This window comes from Cytophaga hutchinsonii ATCC 33406 (assembly GCF_000014145.1).
Taxonomy (GTDB): Bacteria; Bacteroidota; Bacteroidia; order Cytophagales; family Cytophagaceae; genus Cytophaga; species Cytophaga hutchinsonii.
Map to the genome: position 1 here is coordinate 3,625,142 of NC_008255.1, position 18,440 is coordinate 3,643,581.

The 18,440-nt window shown below is 38.3% G+C and carries 21 protein-coding genes; 5 read left to right on the top strand and 16 right to left on the bottom strand.

Annotated elements, in window-relative coordinates:
• Positions 1-6 precede the first annotated feature (6 nt).
• The 3 genes from CHU_RS15510 to ytxJ are packed head-to-tail and all read left to right on the top strand — an operon-like array spanning position 7 to position 1,570.
• Complete coding sequence (locus tag CHU_RS15510) at positions 7-270, top strand: hypothetical protein (RefSeq protein WP_011586534.1); 264 nt, start codon at positions 7-9, stop codon at positions 268-270.
• A gap of 10 nt (positions 271-280) precedes the next feature.
• Positions 281-1,231 (top strand): hypothetical protein, encoded by a 951-nt coding sequence (locus CHU_RS15515; protein WP_011586535.1) that lies wholly within the window; start codon positions 281-283, stop codon positions 1,229-1,231.
• Entirely contained in the window at positions 1,232-1,570 is a 339-nt protein-coding gene (ytxJ, locus tag CHU_RS15520; protein WP_011586536.1) for a bacillithiol system redox-active protein YtxJ, read from the top strand. It abuts the gene before it with no gap.
• Between the two features lie 135 nt (positions 1,571-1,705).
• Here the strand turns inward: ytxJ and CHU_RS15525 are convergent, their stop codons facing one another.
• Positions 1,706-2,116, bottom strand: coding sequence for an OsmC family protein (locus CHU_RS15525; protein ID WP_011586537.1), 411 nt, complete (start codon positions 2,114-2,116; stop codon positions 1,706-1,708).
• Between the two features lie 58 nt (positions 2,117-2,174).
• Between CHU_RS15525 and CHU_RS15530 the strand changes: the two genes are divergently transcribed.
• Both CHU_RS15530 and lipA read left to right on the top strand, forming a co-directional pair.
• Positions 2,175-2,933, top strand: coding sequence for a hypothetical protein (locus tag CHU_RS15530; RefSeq protein ID WP_011586538.1), 759 nt, complete (start codon positions 2,175-2,177; stop codon positions 2,931-2,933).
• Positions 2,934-3,027: 94 nt separating this feature from the next.
• Positions 3,028-3,900 carry a lipoyl synthase gene (lipA, locus tag CHU_RS15535; protein ID WP_011586539.1) on the top strand — a complete coding sequence of 291 codons (873 nt, stop codon included), beginning with the start codon at positions 3,028-3,030 and terminating at the stop codon, positions 3,898-3,900.
• Between the two features lie 57 nt (positions 3,901-3,957).
• Here the strand turns inward: lipA and CHU_RS15540 are convergent, their stop codons facing one another.
• From CHU_RS15540 to CHU_RS15620, 15 genes are all read right to left on the bottom strand, one after another.
• On the bottom strand, positions 3,958-4,752 hold the full coding sequence (locus CHU_RS15540; protein ID WP_041932443.1) for a toxin-antitoxin system YwqK family antitoxin: 795 nt from the start codon (positions 4,750-4,752) through the stop codon (positions 3,958-3,960).
• On the bottom strand, positions 4,736-5,254 hold the full coding sequence (locus tag CHU_RS15545; RefSeq protein WP_011586541.1) for a hypothetical protein: 519 nt from the start codon (positions 5,252-5,254) through the stop codon (positions 4,736-4,738). Before CHU_RS15545 ends, CHU_RS15540 begins: the two co-directional genes overlap by 17 nt.
• Positions 5,255-5,256: 2 nt before the next feature.
• Complete coding sequence (locus CHU_RS15550; RefSeq protein WP_011586542.1) at positions 5,257-6,213, bottom strand: hypothetical protein; 957 nt, start codon at positions 6,211-6,213, stop codon at positions 5,257-5,259.
• Positions 6,210-6,731 carry a hypothetical protein gene (locus tag CHU_RS15555; protein ID WP_011586543.1) on the bottom strand — a complete coding sequence of 174 codons (522 nt, stop codon included), beginning with the start codon at positions 6,729-6,731 and terminating at the stop codon, positions 6,210-6,212. Before CHU_RS15555 ends, CHU_RS15550 begins: the two co-directional genes overlap by 4 nt.
• A 2-nt stretch (positions 6,732-6,733) precedes the next feature.
• Positions 6,734-7,963: a hypothetical protein gene (locus tag CHU_RS15560; protein ID WP_011586544.1), complete on the bottom strand. Its 1,230-nt coding sequence runs from the start codon at positions 7,961-7,963 to the stop codon at positions 6,734-6,736.
• Position 7,964: 1 nt separating this feature from the next.
• Positions 7,965-9,935 (bottom strand): type II secretion system protein GspD, encoded by a 1,971-nt coding sequence (locus CHU_RS15565; RefSeq protein WP_011586545.1) that lies wholly within the window; start codon positions 9,933-9,935, stop codon positions 7,965-7,967.
• Between the two features lie 8 nt (positions 9,936-9,943).
• Positions 9,944-11,380, bottom strand: a complete 1,437-nt coding sequence (locus CHU_RS15570) for a GspE/PulE family protein (protein WP_011586546.1) — start codon at positions 11,378-11,380, stop codon at positions 9,944-9,946.
• Positions 11,381-11,384: 4 nt separating this feature from the next.
• A complete protein-coding gene (locus CHU_RS15575; RefSeq protein ID WP_011586547.1) occupies positions 11,385-11,906 on the bottom strand; it encodes a prepilin peptidase in 522 nt (173 codons plus the stop codon).
• 3 nt (positions 11,907-11,909) lie between these two features.
• The gene (locus CHU_RS15580) at positions 11,910-12,326 is read right to left on the bottom strand and encodes a prepilin-type N-terminal cleavage/methylation domain-containing protein (protein ID WP_011586548.1); all 417 of its coding nucleotides are present in this window, start codon (positions 12,324-12,326) and stop codon (positions 11,910-11,912) included.
• 79 nt (positions 12,327-12,405) lie between these two features.
• Entirely contained in the window at positions 12,406-13,551 is a 1,146-nt protein-coding gene (locus CHU_RS15585; RefSeq protein ID WP_011586549.1) for a type II secretion system F family protein, read from the bottom strand.
• Positions 13,532-14,026 (bottom strand): PulJ/GspJ family protein, encoded by a 495-nt coding sequence (locus CHU_RS15590; RefSeq protein WP_011586550.1) that lies wholly within the window; start codon positions 14,024-14,026, stop codon positions 13,532-13,534. Before CHU_RS15590 ends, CHU_RS15585 begins: the two co-directional genes overlap by 20 nt.
• Complete coding sequence (locus tag CHU_RS15595; RefSeq protein WP_143144173.1) at positions 14,023-14,388, bottom strand: hypothetical protein; 366 nt, start codon at positions 14,386-14,388, stop codon at positions 14,023-14,025. The genes CHU_RS15590 and CHU_RS15595 overlap by 4 nt, the downstream gene beginning before the upstream one ends.
• Positions 14,370-15,647 (bottom strand): hypothetical protein, encoded by a 1,278-nt coding sequence (locus CHU_RS15600; RefSeq protein WP_041932444.1) that lies wholly within the window; start codon positions 15,645-15,647, stop codon positions 14,370-14,372. Before CHU_RS15600 ends, CHU_RS15595 begins: the two co-directional genes overlap by 19 nt.
• Positions 15,648-15,927: 280 nt before the next feature.
• Positions 15,928-16,449, bottom strand: a complete 522-nt coding sequence (locus CHU_RS15605) for a transposase (protein WP_011586553.1) — start codon at positions 16,447-16,449, stop codon at positions 15,928-15,930.
• A 1,498-nt stretch (positions 16,450-17,947) separates the two neighbouring features.
• Positions 17,948-18,412 (bottom strand): DUF3592 domain-containing protein, encoded by a 465-nt coding sequence (locus CHU_RS15620; RefSeq protein ID WP_011586556.1) that lies wholly within the window; start codon positions 18,410-18,412, stop codon positions 17,948-17,950.
• Positions 18,413-18,440: the final 28 nt, after the last annotated feature.

Genomic DNA, 18,440 nt, shown 5'->3' on the forward strand with positions numbered 1-18,440 from the left:
CTTTCTATGAAATATTTATTCATCCCCTTTATTGCGCTGTTTATTCTTGTAAGTGTTACGTCATGCAACAAGCATTCTTCCTATCCTTGTCCGGGTCTGGGCCAGGCAAATGAGGCTGATATCAGTCAGTTTGATGAGAATGGTGCGCTGAAAACAGATTCCAAGAAGAAAAAGAAAAGTAATGTAAACGGCCGATTTAATGTTGACAATGGATTGATCAATAAAAAGAATCCGAAGCAGCTTAAATCAAAAGGCCGCAAACGCGTTTAATGCATCTTACATGAGAAAACAACACGTTGTATTTATTTATTCCTGCATCTTTCTGATGCTTTTGTCGTTTACCGGCTTTAGTCAGACGGGCTATCACGAAAAAAATGTAAATATTCAGAAGAAGCAGAAAGACATGACTTCTTCGGAGGGAAACATTAAAGTAAAGAAGAGCAAGAGCGCCAATATATCAAAGAATCAGAAAAACATGGGCCAGTCTCAGGGTACCATGAACGCAAAGCAGGCTACGGCCTCTCATACCAGCGGACCAAAAAATAATCAGGCATTAGCGGAAGCAAATAAAGGTACAAATGTGCAGAAAAAGCAACGTCAGATGGGTACCAGTACCGGTGATGTTGTTGTTTCGAATAAAACTGGTGTTAAACCGCCGCTGCATGATAATACGGTAATCGTTGATAATTCCGCACAACGCAAGCAATCCAAACAAATGAGTAAATACCAGGGTGATATTGTTCCTTCGGAATCAAATTCACATGGGCCGTTAAACTCAGGTTCTATGGTACTTGCGCGTGAGATGGACAGAAAGCAGGAAAAGCAGCGTGCAAAATATTCAGGCGATATTGCGAACAATTTCCTGGCTAAGCGCTCTAAAATGCGTGAAGACAAAAACAGACAGGTTTCCTCATACAAAGGAGATATTCTGGTTAGCACACTTAATGCACGCGCAAAACGTACGCGTAAGAAAGCAAAAGATATTGCGAACTACAGAGGAGACATTGTTGTTAAAAATGTTAAGAAAGGCATGCACCCAAGTGCTGTTTACCAGGGTGGAAAAGTCAAGAATTCTTATGCTCAGAAAGAGAAATACCGTAAGAAAATGCTTAAGAAATACGGTAAAACAGAAGGCCTTGAAGATGCAAACTGGCAAAAAGAAAAACAGAAAAACAGTACTCCAAGATACGACAAGCGAGAAGCCGAGATCTGGAATTTACAAACAAAATAAATGAACTGGATTCCATTAACATCCGAAAATCAATTACAGGAAATCATAACGGGGTCTGCAGAGGCTCCTGTTATGATTTTCAAGCACAGCACACGCTGTTCCATCAGTTCTACGGCTCTAAGCCGTTTAGAGCGTAACTGGAACGAAAGTGAAATGGCCATTAAAACCGTTTATTTAGATTTGCTGGCATACCGTCCGGTATCTGCACAAATTGAAAACCTGCTCCATGTTGAACACCAATCGCCGCAGGCAATACTTATTAAAAATGGCAAATCGATCTGGGATGGTTCGCATTACGATATTCAGTATGATGCAATTAAAAAAGCCCTGGGAAAATAGTATAAAGTACTGAGTACAGAGTAATTCAATCATAAATCATACGAATTATATTAGTAAAAAAGGTAAAGCCGGAGATTAAATAATCTCTGGTTTTACCTTTTTTACTTGGTACTCTGTACTTAGTACTTTATACTTCTAAAAGTTAAACGACACTTCCTGCACAATATCCGGATGCAGGCTTAAGGCAACCGGACAGGTATGAGCTGCACGTTTAAGGATTTCAGCCTGTTTGGGAGTTAGCTGCTGCGGATCAGGCAAGGTAAAAGCAATATGTATTCCGGCAATTTTTCTTGGCGGCTCTTTAGTCATTATCTTTTCAATAGTTGCTGTAATTCCTTCAAATACAATATTCTCACGGGCAGCCACTATACCCATGATTGTCATCATACAGCTGCACAAAGCAGCGCTTACCAAATCTGTTGGCGAATACGCCTCTCCTCTGCCGTTGTTGTCTGTTGGCGCATCTGTAATAACAGTATTGCCTGATTTCAGATGTGTGCCTGTTGTACGAAGTCCTCCGAGATATTCTGCGGTCATTTGATACATAAAAGAAATATTTTAGCGTTGTTAGGAAAATTAGTAAATTTAGCGGAAGCCTTTATTTATGAAAGTACAAAATACTTATTTAATCGTATTATTATTTCTTTTTCAAGTTCCGGTTTTTGCTCAGCGCGAAGGAGCTATTGAGTATGAACAGGAATTTATTGCCGGGATCAATTTTAATACGAATGCTGGATTAATCGGAGGCATTACGTTGCGCTATACTAAATTACTGTTTGAATCTAAAACACAGTTTCACAATTTCGGGCTTGATCTTGGTATTGTAAAACACCCTAAAGAACTGCGTTATGCAAATCAATCAGGGGCCGGTTCATTTATCGCTTATAAGTCACACCACTTGGTGGTACTCAGGCCAACATACGGGCGGGAATTTGTGTTGTTCCATAAAGGCAATGAAGATGGGGTTCAGCTTGATCTGATTATAAACGGCGGTCTTTCGTTTGGTATTTTAACTCCTTATTATATTCAATACCAGCAACCCAACAGTACCGTATCCGAAAGTATCCCATACAGTCCTGATATTCCAAATTTTGCAATAACGAGTATTATTTCTTCTTCCGGCTATTTAACGGGTTTTGGAGAATCTAAAATTGTACCCGGACTTCATTTAAAAACAGGCTTTAGTTTTGAATACGGACATTTCTCAAATAAAGTAACCGGCATAGAGGCAGGCTTTTTACTGGAAGCCTTTACGCAGAAGATGGTTATGATGGAAGCACCTGCAAATGACCCGGGGTATTTTAAAAACAATCAGGTATTTACGTCTGTTTACATTAATATTTTTTATGGCGGCAGAAAGTAATGCTGTTTAAACCAAATTGCGTGATTTTGTGTTCATATAAGGGAAACGAGGGTTAGTTTTATTACCTTTGTACCATTCATAAGATTGCTAAGTCATGATTGAATTACCAGTAGTACCCTCCGCATCTGATCGCAAATCCAAGCCCGACTGGTTACGCGTAAAATTGCCGATCGGAAAAGAATATACAAAATTACGTGCGTTAGTTGACGAGCATAAGCTTCACACCATCTGCCAGAGCGGCAATTGCCCCAATATGGGCGAATGCTGGGGCGCAGGTACGGCTACGTTTATGATCCTTGGAAATGTATGTACGCGCAGCTGTTCCTTCTGCGCAGTTGCAACAGGCAGACCTACGGAATATGATATTGACGAACCGAAACGTGTTGCAGAAGCCGTTCGGTTGATGAATGTAAAACATTGTGTGATCACCTCTGTAAACAGAGATGAACTGAAAGATAAAGGGGCAGAAGTCTGGTATCAGACCGTAGTGCGTGTGAAGGAAGAAAGCCCGCAGACTACGATCGAAACATTGATACCGGATGTGAAATCTGACTGGGCTTCGTTAGAGCGCATGATCAGCGGCGGACAGGAAGTGGTATCTCACAACATGGAAACAGTGGAACGCCTGTACAGACGTGTACGTCCGCAAGCGAAATACAGCAGAAGCCTGGAAGAAATCCAACGTATCAAGGCATTTGGCAAACGCACAAAATCCGGTATTATGCTGGGCCTTGGTGAAACAAAAGACGAAGTATTGAAAGCAATGGATGATCTGGTTGCGCATGGTCTGGATGTACTTACGCTGGGGCAATATTTACAGCCTACAAAAATGCACCTGGAAGTTGCTGAATTTATTCATCCGGATCAATTTGCCGAATATAAAGAAATCGGATTATCTAAAGGTTTGAATTATGTAGAGTCCGGCCCGTTGGTGCGTTCCTCCTATCATGCAGAGAAGCATATTTAAATCCTTCATACTGACAACAAAAAAGACCCGCTTAAATTAAGCGGGTCTTTTTTGTTGTCAGGCTCCGATTCCTCCGGGAGAAATCTGCCTGTATTTCTGAATTTTTATTTTGGGTACTTTTTGTTTCTTTTCCCTGACAGGCTTTTCTGTCTTTTGTTTATTCTCTTCTTTGCTTCCGTTTTTGGATTTCTCTTTTTTAGATTTCCCTTTTTGGGTTTTCTCCTTTTCTGATTTTACTTTTTCTGGTTTTACTTCAACCAACTTACCCTTGTCATTTTTTTGATAATTGATTTCTTTACTTACCGTATTATTCTTATAAATGCTTTTAGATGTAAGAATCCCGTCTTCGCCGTAATATACTATATAACCATTGCCAGACGTGGGTTTTATATTTCGTTCTCTTTGGATGCGTCCTTTGTTTGAATAATAATATGCTTTTCCAACGAGCACACCTTTTCTCCATTTTTCTTTGCTTTTAATCTCTCCGCCCTGATGCCAGCTTTTCCATTCTCCATGTTTCAGCCCATATTTAAAATTACCTTTTGCGAGTAAATCTTTATTGTAGTAAAACATTGTGTATGTGCCATGCAGAATCTTTCCTTCATATCCGCCGCGTGTATGTTTTATTTGCTGTGCAGCATACCAATAATAGAACAGGTTATCCTGTGTCTTTATATTTTTGTCTCCTCTGTAGCAGAAAGCTTCTACGGTGCTATCCGTATATTGTACATATACTCTGTTGGTATTAGCGACCGAAAAATCTTTAACCGTTTGCCCATGCACATTGACCGAACAGATCAATGCAACTAAAGTACTATAGAGTATGAATATATATTTATTGTTTTTTAACATAGAATATCTTTTTTGAGAAAACAACTTTCACACTATCGTTTGCAATGCCTTTCAATAACACGCCATCCTTTATTTCACCTTCCTGCATCATGTACTCCTTATCATCAATCAACAGAATTGCAACCGGCTTATTCATTTTTGCATTCTGAATTCTTCCGACATAATTTATAGCAGGTAATGGTATTTCTTCTTTAACCGGTTTTTCGTTTACCTTTTGCTTCGGTACAGCATGAACCTGTATTGCTGTGGCATTGTCATTGGTATATGTTTTAGCCACGTCTTTATATGTCTCATATTCTTTTTTCAAAAACGGATCTTTATAATTCAATGCCAACATATAATCTGTAGTACTGGTATCTTCTTTAATGCTGCTTACAAAAGATTTTTTCTTTGTTGCAACAACATCAGGGCTTTCCATGTAATCAAAAACAGAATACATAATCCAGGCCCAGATTGCGACCACAGCAATGAGTAATGAAATAGTGAGAGGTCTGTTTTTCATTCTTATCTAACGACCGTGAATTTTCTTAATGCTGTACGACCGCTTTTAATTCCAAACTGATCATATACTTCAACCGCCCAGTAATAGACCTTACCTTTTTCCATATTTTTTATTTCAGCGGTTTTTGTGGTTGTCAGTTCATCCTGAATAAAAACGTCTGCCGGATCTGTAGAGTTCAGTATATAAAACTTATACGTTAACTGATCCGTGGACATTGCGTTTGCAGGTACACCCCATGAAAACACCTGAGAAGTGGGCACATCTGTTTTATTGCTTATCGGAACACCTAATGACACGGTATCCAATTTAAAATCTATCCTTCCGGTAGAACTGTACATAGATTTTATTCCGGCAGAATCTGCATACATTCTCCATCTATAAGATCCTCTTTTCTTTAATTCCACATATTTTTGGGTTTCAAATGCATTTATTTCTTCTTTCATTTCAGGACTTGTAAAACTTCCGGAAAGTGTATCAATTTCAATATAATATTTCATGGATCCGGAAATCGGTCTCCATGAAAAATAAACAGAATTAGAATACGTAACAACAGTATTTGACGGCGACGTAACAAGCAGTTGCCGTTCATTAAATGCTGCCTGCGTGATGAAAAGTTTTCGTGTGAAATAAGCCGTCTGACTGCCGCCATTCTGAGCACGCAAACGCCATTCATATTCACCTGCATCCAATGATATGTCTACTTTGTTTGTTGTAACAATTGTATCCAGCACAAAGCTTTGAAGCTGCGCCGACGCAAAACCTGGCGATGCAATCTGCAAGCGGTAATTTGATGCGTTTTCAACCTTTTCCCAATAAAACTGCTGCACATTTTTTTTACTTACGGCAGAATCAGCAGGCGTATATATTTCTACAGAACTGTTACTTATAGGTTTTTCGAATATATCTGAACAGCCGGATAATAATACGATTGTACACACACATGCAAATATATTTTTCATAAAACTTCCCCCAATGTTTGTATGTAGATATTCATTAACAAAATATCCTTTTGTTTTTTATGATCACGTAATGTGTAAAAGCTTACTGAACTTACACGACCGATCTTGCCTTTAAATTCAATGAAATGCAGGAGTTTTAACAAATCGCCGTATTGTCCTTCTGCAACAATTTTATTTGTTTCAATAATATAATTCTCTTTATTGGCAACGCTTTCAACAGGAAATTCTCTTAATTGTACATGTGTGCTTTTACAAAATTCTGCCAATGCATGGAAAATGAACTCTTTGTTTTTTACCGAGTCGATGGTATATTCTGAAAGCTGTTTTTTTAAATAGCGAACTTCGCTATTCAGCTTTAGAATTTCTTCGTCTGCTGTTAATGCTTTGTTCAATCGTTGTTCCAGTTCCTGATTTTCATTATACAGATTAATGGTTTTTGAAATGCCAAATTGATATACAGCAATAAGTGTAACTACAACAATTAAATGCGGAAGATATTTTTCAAAAATATTTTTCATTTTTAATCAATTGCTCCTTCAAGTTTAAACTGACCTTCCTGCGTCTGTGTATCAAAATGATATTCTTCCATGTGCAGCCCCTTAATTGAAGCACGCTGGCTAACGATTTTCAGCCAATCATTTAATGCAGTAACCTTTTTTGTTACACCTCTGATAATTATTCTTTTATTAGAGAATATGGTTTCCTTTGCATTCCTGCTTTCAGTAACGTTTACAGGATGTATGGTTAACTCTGTTAATTTTATTTCAGCAGGCACAGTCTGTGCAATTTCATCGCATTCTTTAGATACAATAACCTTTTCAATCCATCCGGCTTTGCCCAAAAAATCTTTTTTGGTTTTAATGAAATTTTCAAGAGAATCCAGCTGCTTTAGCTGAGATTGAGAAACTTCTAATTGTTCCTGATAGATATTATGTTCTTTTCTGAGCGTAGAAAAAATAAAAAAATTAATCAGCAGCAATAGTAAAATACTTATTAAAAAAACCAGTCCTCCACGTCTTTTTAAAATGCCGTCTTTATATTTCTTGATTTGTACATCAACCAGTGTATCTTCAACTTTCGGGTAAGGGATGTGGCTGGCAGATGTTAATAAAAACAAACACGCTGCAGAGAACGTATTCATATAATTTGCGGCTACCGTTTCATCAGCAATAGTTATTGCATTCAAATTTTGATCCGGAAGAATTTCATATTGAATTATATCACCATCGCTATTCGTTTCGATGCGGTAATAATCATACTGTATGTCTTTAGAAAACTGATTTAATAATTGAAAAAAAGCAGGTACTACAAATGGTCCGACAGATACAGCAACAACGTGTATCTTCTTTTTTTCCAGCACTTCCAATAACTCATTGACAGGTTCTTTACGGATTAAAGACAATATTCCACCAGAAGCTGTTTGTGTTTTTTGACATAAAAAATCATCGTATTTTATATCCGGGAATACCGTTTTCGCAATCTCAATGACTGATTCTTCTTTTGAAGTAAATGCACGATGTATGATTCCTTTTCCGTTCCATACCAGTGATACAGCACTATTGTCCGGCAATGCAGACAATAGCTCTTCAATTGAGCTATACGTAATAAATGAATCTGAAACTAAGCTTCCATTTTTTTTACTGATGTGTACAAGCCTGTATTGTTTATGCAGTTCTTTATTTACATGCACTTCCAGTCCGAAAACAGCATCGGTACCAGAGAGCCAGGATGTAATATCAGTCAGCTTCACCTTAATAAATTATTATAGGTTTGATAAATAACACTAAAATGGATTTGCTTTTACTTTTAGTTTTTGAGCTGAATAATAATTTGATAACCGGAATACGTGATAATATCGGAGTTCCTTCGGTATCTATTGATTTCGATATTTTTTCCAGACCACCAAGTACAATCATCTCTTCATTTCTTACGCGAATGATCGACTTAAATTGACTTGTAGTTGTGTTGGGCGGACCGGCTGCATTGCTTTTAGCAAATGAAGTCTGATTTACTTCAATCGTTAGCGTAACCTGATCATCACCTGACACGAGCGGTTTGATGGATAACGTCTGGTTTGCCTGCACGGACTGATATTGAACAGTTGTTATCGTATTTGTTGTTAAAGAACCCAGCGTATTCTGTGTCTGAACTTCGTAGTACACAGTTTGTCCAATACTCATGTTTGCATCGTGGCCATTCAACGTTGATAGTTTTGGCATCGATTTGATTTCAACATTATTATTGGTTTCAAGTGCACTTAAGGTCATATAAAAACTCGGCGTAACTGAACCTAAATTGGTAATGCTGCCGATGCCTAAACCATTAATAAAATCATTGATGGTGCTGGTGCTTAATTTTACATCCAGGCCTGGTAAAAAGGTACCGCTCGTTTGTGTGGTTGCAAGAGAATCATTCAAGCCCGCTTTTATTCCGGTTTTAACCATTCTGTTTTTAAGTACTTCCATAATGATTACTTCAATCATTACCATCGGCACTACTTTATCAATTTCTTTTATGAATGCTTCAATCTCATAAATCTGCGGAAGCGAGCCGGATAATAATAAACTATTCAGTTCTTTAAATTCTTTTATCTCAACTCCTTTTTTTAATTCCGCTGGAATAACTTCCTGAATGTTATCAATAGATCTGTATTTTAACTGTGCTACTTTATACGCTCTCAAGCCTTCAAGCTTACGTTCCCCCATTAAGTACAAATCAGCTTCTACTTTAAATGTATATTCCGTTCCTTGCAACAGAAATGTCAGCAGTTCCTGAAACGTAACACCGGAAACGTATGAGGTACAATTTCCTTTAATCTCCGAATACATAAAGTAATTGATGTTTGCTTTTGTTGCCACTACTTTAATTACTTCTGCAATCGGAGCATTAATTGCTTCCAGGTGAATTTTTTTACCGGCAGCAGAAGAATCCACATGACAGCGGATCATTGAGCCGGCTGCGGATTGAGACGGCATTGCAGCAGCTGTAGTGTTTGTGCCTGTATTATATGTGGGCCTGAACGTGCCTGCATTCGGATTTTCTTCTGCTAAAATATTATCCCCTTCTTTGATTCCTTTTAACACATAAAAATTATCATCGGTCTTTACTACTTTTAATTCGTTTGCAAATGCCATTTTATTCAATGCTGCATCGAACGGCATATCTTCAATGTATATGGAAATAAGTTTGTTTGAGATACCGGAAGAAAGGATCACATTTTTCTTTGTCACCTGTGTGATCTTACGGGCTACTAAATACAAACTGTCATCCTGCAGATCAAGGCTCAGCAGATTTGAATAAGAAGAATACCTAACCTGCAAATCTTTTTGAACATATACCGGTTTGCCTTCTACAGGAGGGATATATTTGTAAAAAGACATAATTGATCCGGAAAACCGTATGTCCAGATCGTACTCCCGAACTAAAAACAGAAGTACATTTAGCACCGATTCTTTTGAAAAATTATTATAGACCTTAAACGAAAGCTGCGGGTCTACATTAATGTTCAGTTCATGTGCTTCTGCAATTCCCCGTAGAAATTCCTGAATGCTTACACCCGATACAGAAAAATCAATAGGATCTTTTAACCCAGGTGAATTGCCTGCTGCAAGTTGATTTAATGTGTTTTCGATTTCAGTGAACCGATCTGTTTTAGTTTGAGCATTTATCAAAAGGGGAAGCAATAAAAACCCGATAATAAAACAGGAAATTTTTTTAACCATAGGGGCTGTTAAAAATTAACTAATAATGAATATATTTCATCTAACGATGTGTTGCCTTCTGCAAACAATTGAAAAGCATTATCGGATAATGTTTTGATGTTCCTTTCCTTCAATTTATCCGACACTTCAAAGATAGTATTTTTTATACACTCTGCCATCTCCTGATCAATAGGAATAACCTCGTATACAGCCTTTCTGCCTTTATACCCTGTGTAGAAACACTGTTCACAACCTGTGGATATATAGTGCACATCTACATGCATCGGGGCTTTAAATCCTTTAGGATAATCTGTTGCACTAAATGGCGTTTGCTGTTTGCAATGTGGACATAATAACCGCACTAAACGCTGCGCAACAGAAACACTTAGTGTACCTGCTAATAAAAAAGGCGGCACACCCATATCTATCAATCGGGCTACCGTGCCCCAGGCAGAGTTGGTGTGTATGGTTGAAAGTACGAGGTGACCGGTTAAGGACAGACGTATAGCCATGTTAGCGGTATCCTGATCGCGGATCTCGCCCACCATAATAATATCCGGATCCTGCCGTAAGAATGTTTTTAATGCACTGCCAAAGTTAAATCCAATGTTTTCTTTTAATTGTGCCTGATTCACGCCTTCGAGTGTATATTCAACGGGATCTTCAATCGTTAAAATATTCCGCGTTGTTTTATTCAGCAATTTTAATGTGGCGTATAAGGTAGTTGTTTTACCCGAACCTGTGGGGCCGCTTATTAAAATCAGGCCCTGCTTGCGTTTTGTACTGTCTAAGTAATTTTCTAAATCTGTTTGTGCAAATCCTAACGTTTCAATATTGATGTTGGTTGCGTCCTGATTTAATAAACGCATCACAATTTTTTCTCCATGCAAGGTAGGCAATACAGAAACACGGATATCAAATTTGCCTTCCCCAAACTGAAAAAAAATCCGTCCATCCTGCGGCAATCTTTTTTCAGAAATGTCTAGATGCGACATAATCTTAATACGGTTCACCAAAGACGGGTAATGCGTCTGCTCAATGATAAAGCGTTCTACCATCTGCCCATCAATCCGTAATCGTACGCGGCATTTCGCTTCGTAGATTTCTAAATGAATATCACTGCTTTGAATTTGTTTGGCTTCTACGATCAGCTTCTTCAAAAAATCATCTGAAGAAGAATCATAACTTAAGGTATTCGTTGAACCTGTCTGATGTTCTTTACGGTAATATTTAGAAAGCAGTTTCAGGATCGCTTCGTGCTCAAGCTCCAGCAATTGCTGCGTTGAACCGAATATAATTTCTAAATCTTCCTGTGCCTGCAAGCCGTTTTTCTGATCCGAAATAAAAAAATCTCCTTGATCGGTATATCCGGATGGAACCGGAAGGATATGGTAATGCCAGGCCTGATCGGGTGTGAGGCGTTGAATTTCTTTAGCAGATAATTGTATGCTTTCAAATATATCCATGAAATCAGATCCAGTAAATAATTGAACAGCTGCCGATGATCGGTCTGCCCGGGGTAACATATTCAAACACTATAATAAAACAGCTCAGACACAGTGCCTGTAAGCCGGCAAGCGGTATAGCTTTTGTCTGCAAGGATAACGAATGTTTCAAAACAGGATAACTGATTAAAATGAACACTAAACTTATCAGATGAAAATACATATACACCGGTGTACTCAATACCGGAATCAATACAATATAGAAGGCCAGATCGCCCAACCCAATGGCACTGCTCAGCGGAATCTTTTTTATTTTTTTAACATAGAGCAAAACAATCAGCAGATTGAATGCAATAAATCCGCTATTGAAAAGAAGCTGAATGAAGAAACTTTCGTCAATCCCGCATTGCTGGTATTGTATGGCAATGGATAGTACCAGTGCAAGCAGAAATACGTAAATCGGTACAGATCTGTATTTGATATCCTGATACGTAATCACAGCCAGGATCAGCAGAAATGCCGGCAACAGCAGTACATGAATTGTCATGTATTAATCTTTTACTGTTTCCTGTAAATTTTTATCCTGATCAATTTCCCAGATATTAAAAACACCATCGCCATCAAAATCGGCTACCGCTGTTGCACGCGCGCGGAATGTAGTAGGACCGGCTGCAACAATTTCAATTCTGTAATTGGCATTTCCGTTTTCACCATCGGTTACCAGTTTTTCCTGAATAAATCCGATGGCTTCTAAATCACTTGAATATTTTGACTTTTCGAAGAAGTTTGATTTCTGAAGCGTGTATACGTGTTCAAGCTGAATTTTAGCTTCTGTGCTTTTCGCTTTTGAAATCAAGGGCATTAAATTGGGCAGCGCCAATAAAACAAGGATGCCGACAATTACCAATACAACCAATACCTCTGTTAACGTAAAGGCTTTTAATCTCGCGGATAAAATATTTTTCATAATTAATAAACTATAATGTTATAAAATTACTGAAACTAGGTGTGAAGCCAATACAAAAGACAAAGTATTTGTACATTCATTAAAATGAATTGCCTAGCTGGAATAAAGGCAGGTACATGGCAATCAATACAACTCCTACCACCAGACCCAGAAATACAATCATAACAGGCTCAATCAGGGAACCGATCATGGCAGATTTATATTCAACCTCGTCAGAATACTGTTTATTCAGCTGATCTAAAAAACGATCTACTTTATTTACTTCCTCTCCTACTTTTATGAGGTAAACCATTTTTTTATCAAACACCGGATACGCGGCCAGGCAGGAATGCAGCGTGGCCCCGTTGATCAGTTTGCTTTCGATTTCTTCCATGGCTTTTTCAATCGGATAAAAATCGATCATCTGCTTTACCAGCGAAATGGCGCGTACCATACTTACTTTTGATGCCATTAATAAGTACAGCGAATTGCAAAAACGTGCGAGATAAATTTTATGAAAGATGGGACCTATGATGGGAATTTTTAACAATATGATGGAATAGTATTTCCGGTACCAGTCTGTATTTTTATTCATGTAAAAGAAAATACCTATAGCGATCATGCCAAGCAGTGAAACCAGAAAATAGGATTTCATCAGGTCCGATAAATAAATGATGGCTTTGGTGATCGCCGGCAAGTCGCCTTTGAAACGCAGGAAGATTTCAGAGAACATCGGCACCATATAATTCAGCATAAAAAATATGGAACCGCCCGCCGTACACATTACAATAGACGGGTATGTTAATGCAGAGACCAATTGCCTGCGCTGTTTCAGCAGGCGTTGAAAATAAACGGACAAATCGGCCAGTACCTGTACGGTCTTGCCTGTTTCTTCACCGATCTGCACACTGTAGTATTCATATGGGCTGAAATGCCCGGCAGCTTTTAATCCTTCCGATAAACTTTTACCTGTAATGATGGCTGTTTTAATCGAATGAATAATTTTCCGGTCCTTTTCATTCAGCTGTTCCTCTTCGATGAGTTCAAAGGACGATTGTATGTCCATACCGGCGCCCAGCAGCACGCTCAGCTCTTCGTAGAACAAATGCTTCTTTGTATTTGAAAAAGCAGGACCAAACGAAATGTCTTTATTCAGCCAATTGACTGATTCTGTTTCTCCCTGCAGCGCAGCTTTTTTTACATCCTTCTTTTTTGAAGATGCAATTTTATTTATTTCTATTGCCATAACGTTCTTCTATAAATAAAAAGCTTTTCGCATCCATATTTTTGTCGTACTGCATAAACAGTTCTTCGCCGTTGTAGAGCAGTTTCAATTGAATCCGGTCTGCCAGTTCTGCCTGCATGACCGGTATCTCATCCATCAGTACTTCATACTGGATGGAAGAAGCATAGAGCGTATCTGTAATACCGTCGGCACGTACAAGTGTGCTGTCAACGACTGTATATGTAACAACTTTATTAAGCGCTGTAAATGTAAAACCCATTGCTGTCTTTTGGAGCACCGCAGAAGTATTAATATCTTTTGTAAGCAGATAATTCATGCGTGCAATGCGGTTCAGTTTTTCAGTAGCGGTATAATACCTGAAATAATTAGCGAATGAAAACTGCAGCAGCACATACATGGCACTTATTACCACTGTGCTTAACAGCATTACCACCATCAATTCCGGAATTGTAAAAGCGGCCAGGCGTTTCTTCATTTCTGTATGCGGGTTAGTGCGTTGAAGTGATAGATCAGTGCGCCTTTTTCATTCAGCAGTTTGATGCTTACTTTACACAAACCTTCTGTTGCCGGTTCGGTAGAGATCTCTTTGATGAACTGCATTTCGTGGATGATGCCTTCTTCTGCCACAAACGATTTTTCGCGTAAGGTCTTTGCGTAGATTTCCGTTGCGGCGCATTCCGCCTTCATGCGCAGCATTCCTTTGGAACCATCCAGCAGGCGCGCATATAATACCGAAGAGCCGATCATGACTACACAGATGATCAGCATCGCAATCACGATCTCAATGATACCGGCAGCTTTGAGCCGAAGGGAAACGATCATTCTTCTATCCAGCATGCGGTTTGATACATACTTTTTTTATGCAGCAGATCGGGTACTACAAAATGTTTGCTTAAGGCAGTAAAATCCATGGTACCCATGGGCAATACATTCGTGAGTGTCTGCTCGTGATTTTTATACTGAAAACCGGCCGTTGTAATATTACCGGTGTGCCTGCCTTTTAATTCTACCAGACCGTTTGAATAAATGATGCCGGTAGTACCCGCGCGTTCTGCAATGCGGATGAGGCTGCGCTGCATGTCCGGCACTGCCTGGTACGAATAAATCAGTCCGTTTACGATAGCCGTATTTTTAATCGTAATATTCGTGCCGTTTACTTTGAAGGTCTGGATATTTAAAACCAGTGACGACGGGTATTGCAGCACGACATTTTCTGCTACATAAATGGAATCGCTTGCCAGCACATGGATGCTGCCGGTAAAGCCTGGTTCAATAAAAACCGTCGGCGCGATGATCTGCACCTGTTCCAACTTCGCCGAAGCCGGTATGGAAAGCGGCTGCTTTGAATAGAGGATGCAATTTCCTTTGATGTGCGCTGAGGCTAAGTTAACCTTAACAGCATCCAGCATGATGCACAAGGTTGGTTGAGAAAAGCTTCTGTACATGGTATCCGAAATTTTATCGGCATACATTTCCGGTTGTGTAAATACAGCATTGAAATTTCCCTGCTGCAGGTTGTTCAGGTATTGTTGCTGCTGCTCTGTTGATACAATGGTAAGCGGATCACATTTGTAGGAATTGCCTTCGAGATGTTTGCTAATGGTGGAAGCATACCCGCCAACATTAATGTCTGTCCGTACGCCTCCTTCAGAAATATAACAATCTCCTTTTATATGTGCGCTGCCTGTTAAGCCTACACCATAACTAACCTGAGACATCCACAAGGCTGATTTAAATTTATCTGCCGGCAGGCAACCATAGATCATACTTTTTTCAATACTGCGTGTACCAAATACGGCCGACTTAAAACCGGCTGCTTCCCACAACCCCCAATGGCACGAACGGATCTGCACACTGTCGTCGCCGGTTTGATAGAGATCGAGTGTGAGGTTCACGGGTGTTTGCAACTGCAATGAAAAAAAATATTCCTGCGCGGATTGTATGTTGCGGTAACCTTTGATGTAATTTTTATACAGCAGAATTTCGGTGCTGCGTGTATACGCCAGCGCAATCGCCGCCGAAAGCATGAGGCTTACCACAAAGGAAAGTACCACTACGGATAATAAAGCATGACTGGCTAATCGGCGTGCAAACATGCTTAAAGGTAAAGATGATTGTGAGAAATAGCAAGGGGTCGCCGTGGCCTGTGTGCCACAGGCCACTCTGTCATTTCGGTCTGTGTGCCACAGACCGAGGGAGCAACACCATGGTCTGTGGCACACAGAACATCCACCCCATGGTCTGTGGCACACAGAACATTTTTCTTTCATGTTGTTCATCGTCAACGTGGTCTTTTGCCCGCGGCCTGTGACACAGAGGACGCAATAATTCCATCATTTCCGTTACTATGGTCTGTGGCACACAGACCACCATTCATCAGAACCGCTCCATATAATGTGTCAAAAATCCAAACTTATCTTCCCCCGTTTGATAATACATTGCCGACGACCAATAATACTCCTCCGGTGAAGCAGCTAAATTCCAACGTTCGTGCAAAGGATTTTTATGGATATAGTCTATTTTTTGCTCCGCTTTCTTTTTGCTATCCATTTCAATAGCAAGCGGATCACGTTGCCAGATTCTGTATTCGCGCTCTTTTTCATTGACTTTGAAAAAAGGTAATACAAGAGGATGATTAAATTTTAAGTCTTTAACAATTTCATGTGCTGTTTTTTTATTGAAAGATGCGTGTGGCATTTCTTTTCCATTTTGATCAAGCATTTCCCAAACAATGTGTATATGATTGGGCATGATAACAAATGCGTAGACCTTTATCATTTTTCTATCTACTAACTCTTTAAGACAATGTATGATGAGTAATTTGTATTTATCTTGATGGAGTAGATTCTTCCAGTCTTTTATGGTGCTTGTCCAAAAATAAACTTCTCCGATTTGCATTCGGAGTTGCGTATGCCTTTAAGAAATGGATGGATTGTATTCATAATTTAAAAAATGTTTTAAACTTACACCGTGGTGTCCTACACCGTGTCCTGTGTGCCACAGGACACTTTTTATTCATGTACTTGTGCGTGCCACAGAATGAGGAAACGTGCAGAGTGCGAAATTATACTAAAAAATATTGTTACAATAATAGGTGCTAATTTTGTAACAATAGTAAATAAGAAATGTGCTTAATAGACAGAGCAGATGGTGTTCTGTGTGCCACAGACCACGGTGAGAGTATTAGCATTGATAAATTTCTGTGTTAGGATATAATTACCGTTCTGTGTGCTATTGTGGCGCCCAGAACACTAATAATGATTTTTATGACTTTTGATTTACTTTTTTAAAAAATACATATAGTAAGGCTGCTATAAAAAAATAAACTATCTGATTCAATATTATATTTTCAAAAAACCACTTTCTCTGTGGAAAAACATTTTCACAACAATAGAATTGTTCGAAAATTTCATAAGGAAAACCAATATGGAGTTCATTATCACTATTTCTATATTTATATGTCATAGGAATAGTTTGATAAACAAAAGACAAAAACGATATTGAGCAGAAAAGAGAGTTAGAAATGATAAAAATTTTAATAAATATTATTAAAATTTTTATCATTTCTAACATTTTCAATTTTATGTATAGCATATTAATAATATTATTTCGAACCATTTACAATATCTCCATTTTCTATAGAAGCATTTCCATGAAAGCTAGCTGCCTCTTCTCCAGATCTATTATATGTATTATTAGGAAAGCCCCATACAGACTTCATGTAAACATCTTCCCACTCAAATGAGTTATAACGGAAAACTGACAATCTGGAATATTTCCCGAACTAATAAGCCAGACAATCTTTTTTAATTTGCTCTAGTTCTTCCTCTTTATCTTTTAAAAGCTTTTTTATTTCTTGTTCTCCCACACCGTGGTCTGTGGCACACAGAACACCTTTACTTCATCTTGTTCTTTATACAAAGACTGAAGAAACGGGCTGAGTACAAAATTATATTGAAAAAGATTATTACAAAAATACTTTATGAGTTTTGTAACAATAGTTAATGAGAAAGGTGCTTAATAGATACAGAAGATTGTGGTCTGTGTGCCACAGACCACGGTGAGAGTAATCTCCAACTGCAATTGGAATCCCTGTTATAGGAAAATAAACACTTAAGGCGTTGTTCATGTGATTATAATTTCTCCTAATTAGATTGAATTAAGCCTTCTTCAAACTGCTGTTCAGTACTATAATAACCCCAAACAGCAAATCCACAACCCAAATTCCTAGCAAAGTTCTTCACACCTAAAGCTTCTACCTTTGAAAAAAACTTTAGAGAATTGGGATTTAATTTGCCTGAAGAAAAGCCCGACCGACTATCTAATATAGTCTTAGCATCCATTTCGGAGATCATGATCTGTGCGCCACAGATCACAGTGAGAAGGCTGTGCTTATTTAAACTGGTGCGCCAAAATACTTATGCAGTATAATAACAGTTTTTTTAAAATTGAAAACCAGTAGTGTTGCTATGCTTAGGCAAGCAATCATAAACAAATAGAGGTAAGCAATATTTAAAATTGAATTAGAGTATACTTTTGCTTTTTCAGGGGTATCATCTAAATAAATTATTTTTATGCTATCTCCAATACGATAATTACCATTTGTATTATCTTTTATAAAAAACTCCTCTCCTGCATTAGAAATATATTTTATTTCACTCAAAACAAGATCACTTGACTCATTTGAATTAATTGAAATATGAATTATTTCTCCGTTTGTTATGATACCATTTTTTTGATACTTTTTAAACATAATAGTTTCGGAAATAGAAACTATTCCCAAGCCCAAACCTATTATTGCAATTATTATTATTATAGCTTTAGCTATAATTTTTGCTTGTTCAATACTTCCATGACACATTTTATTAAATTTTATTTCCGTTTCTTGT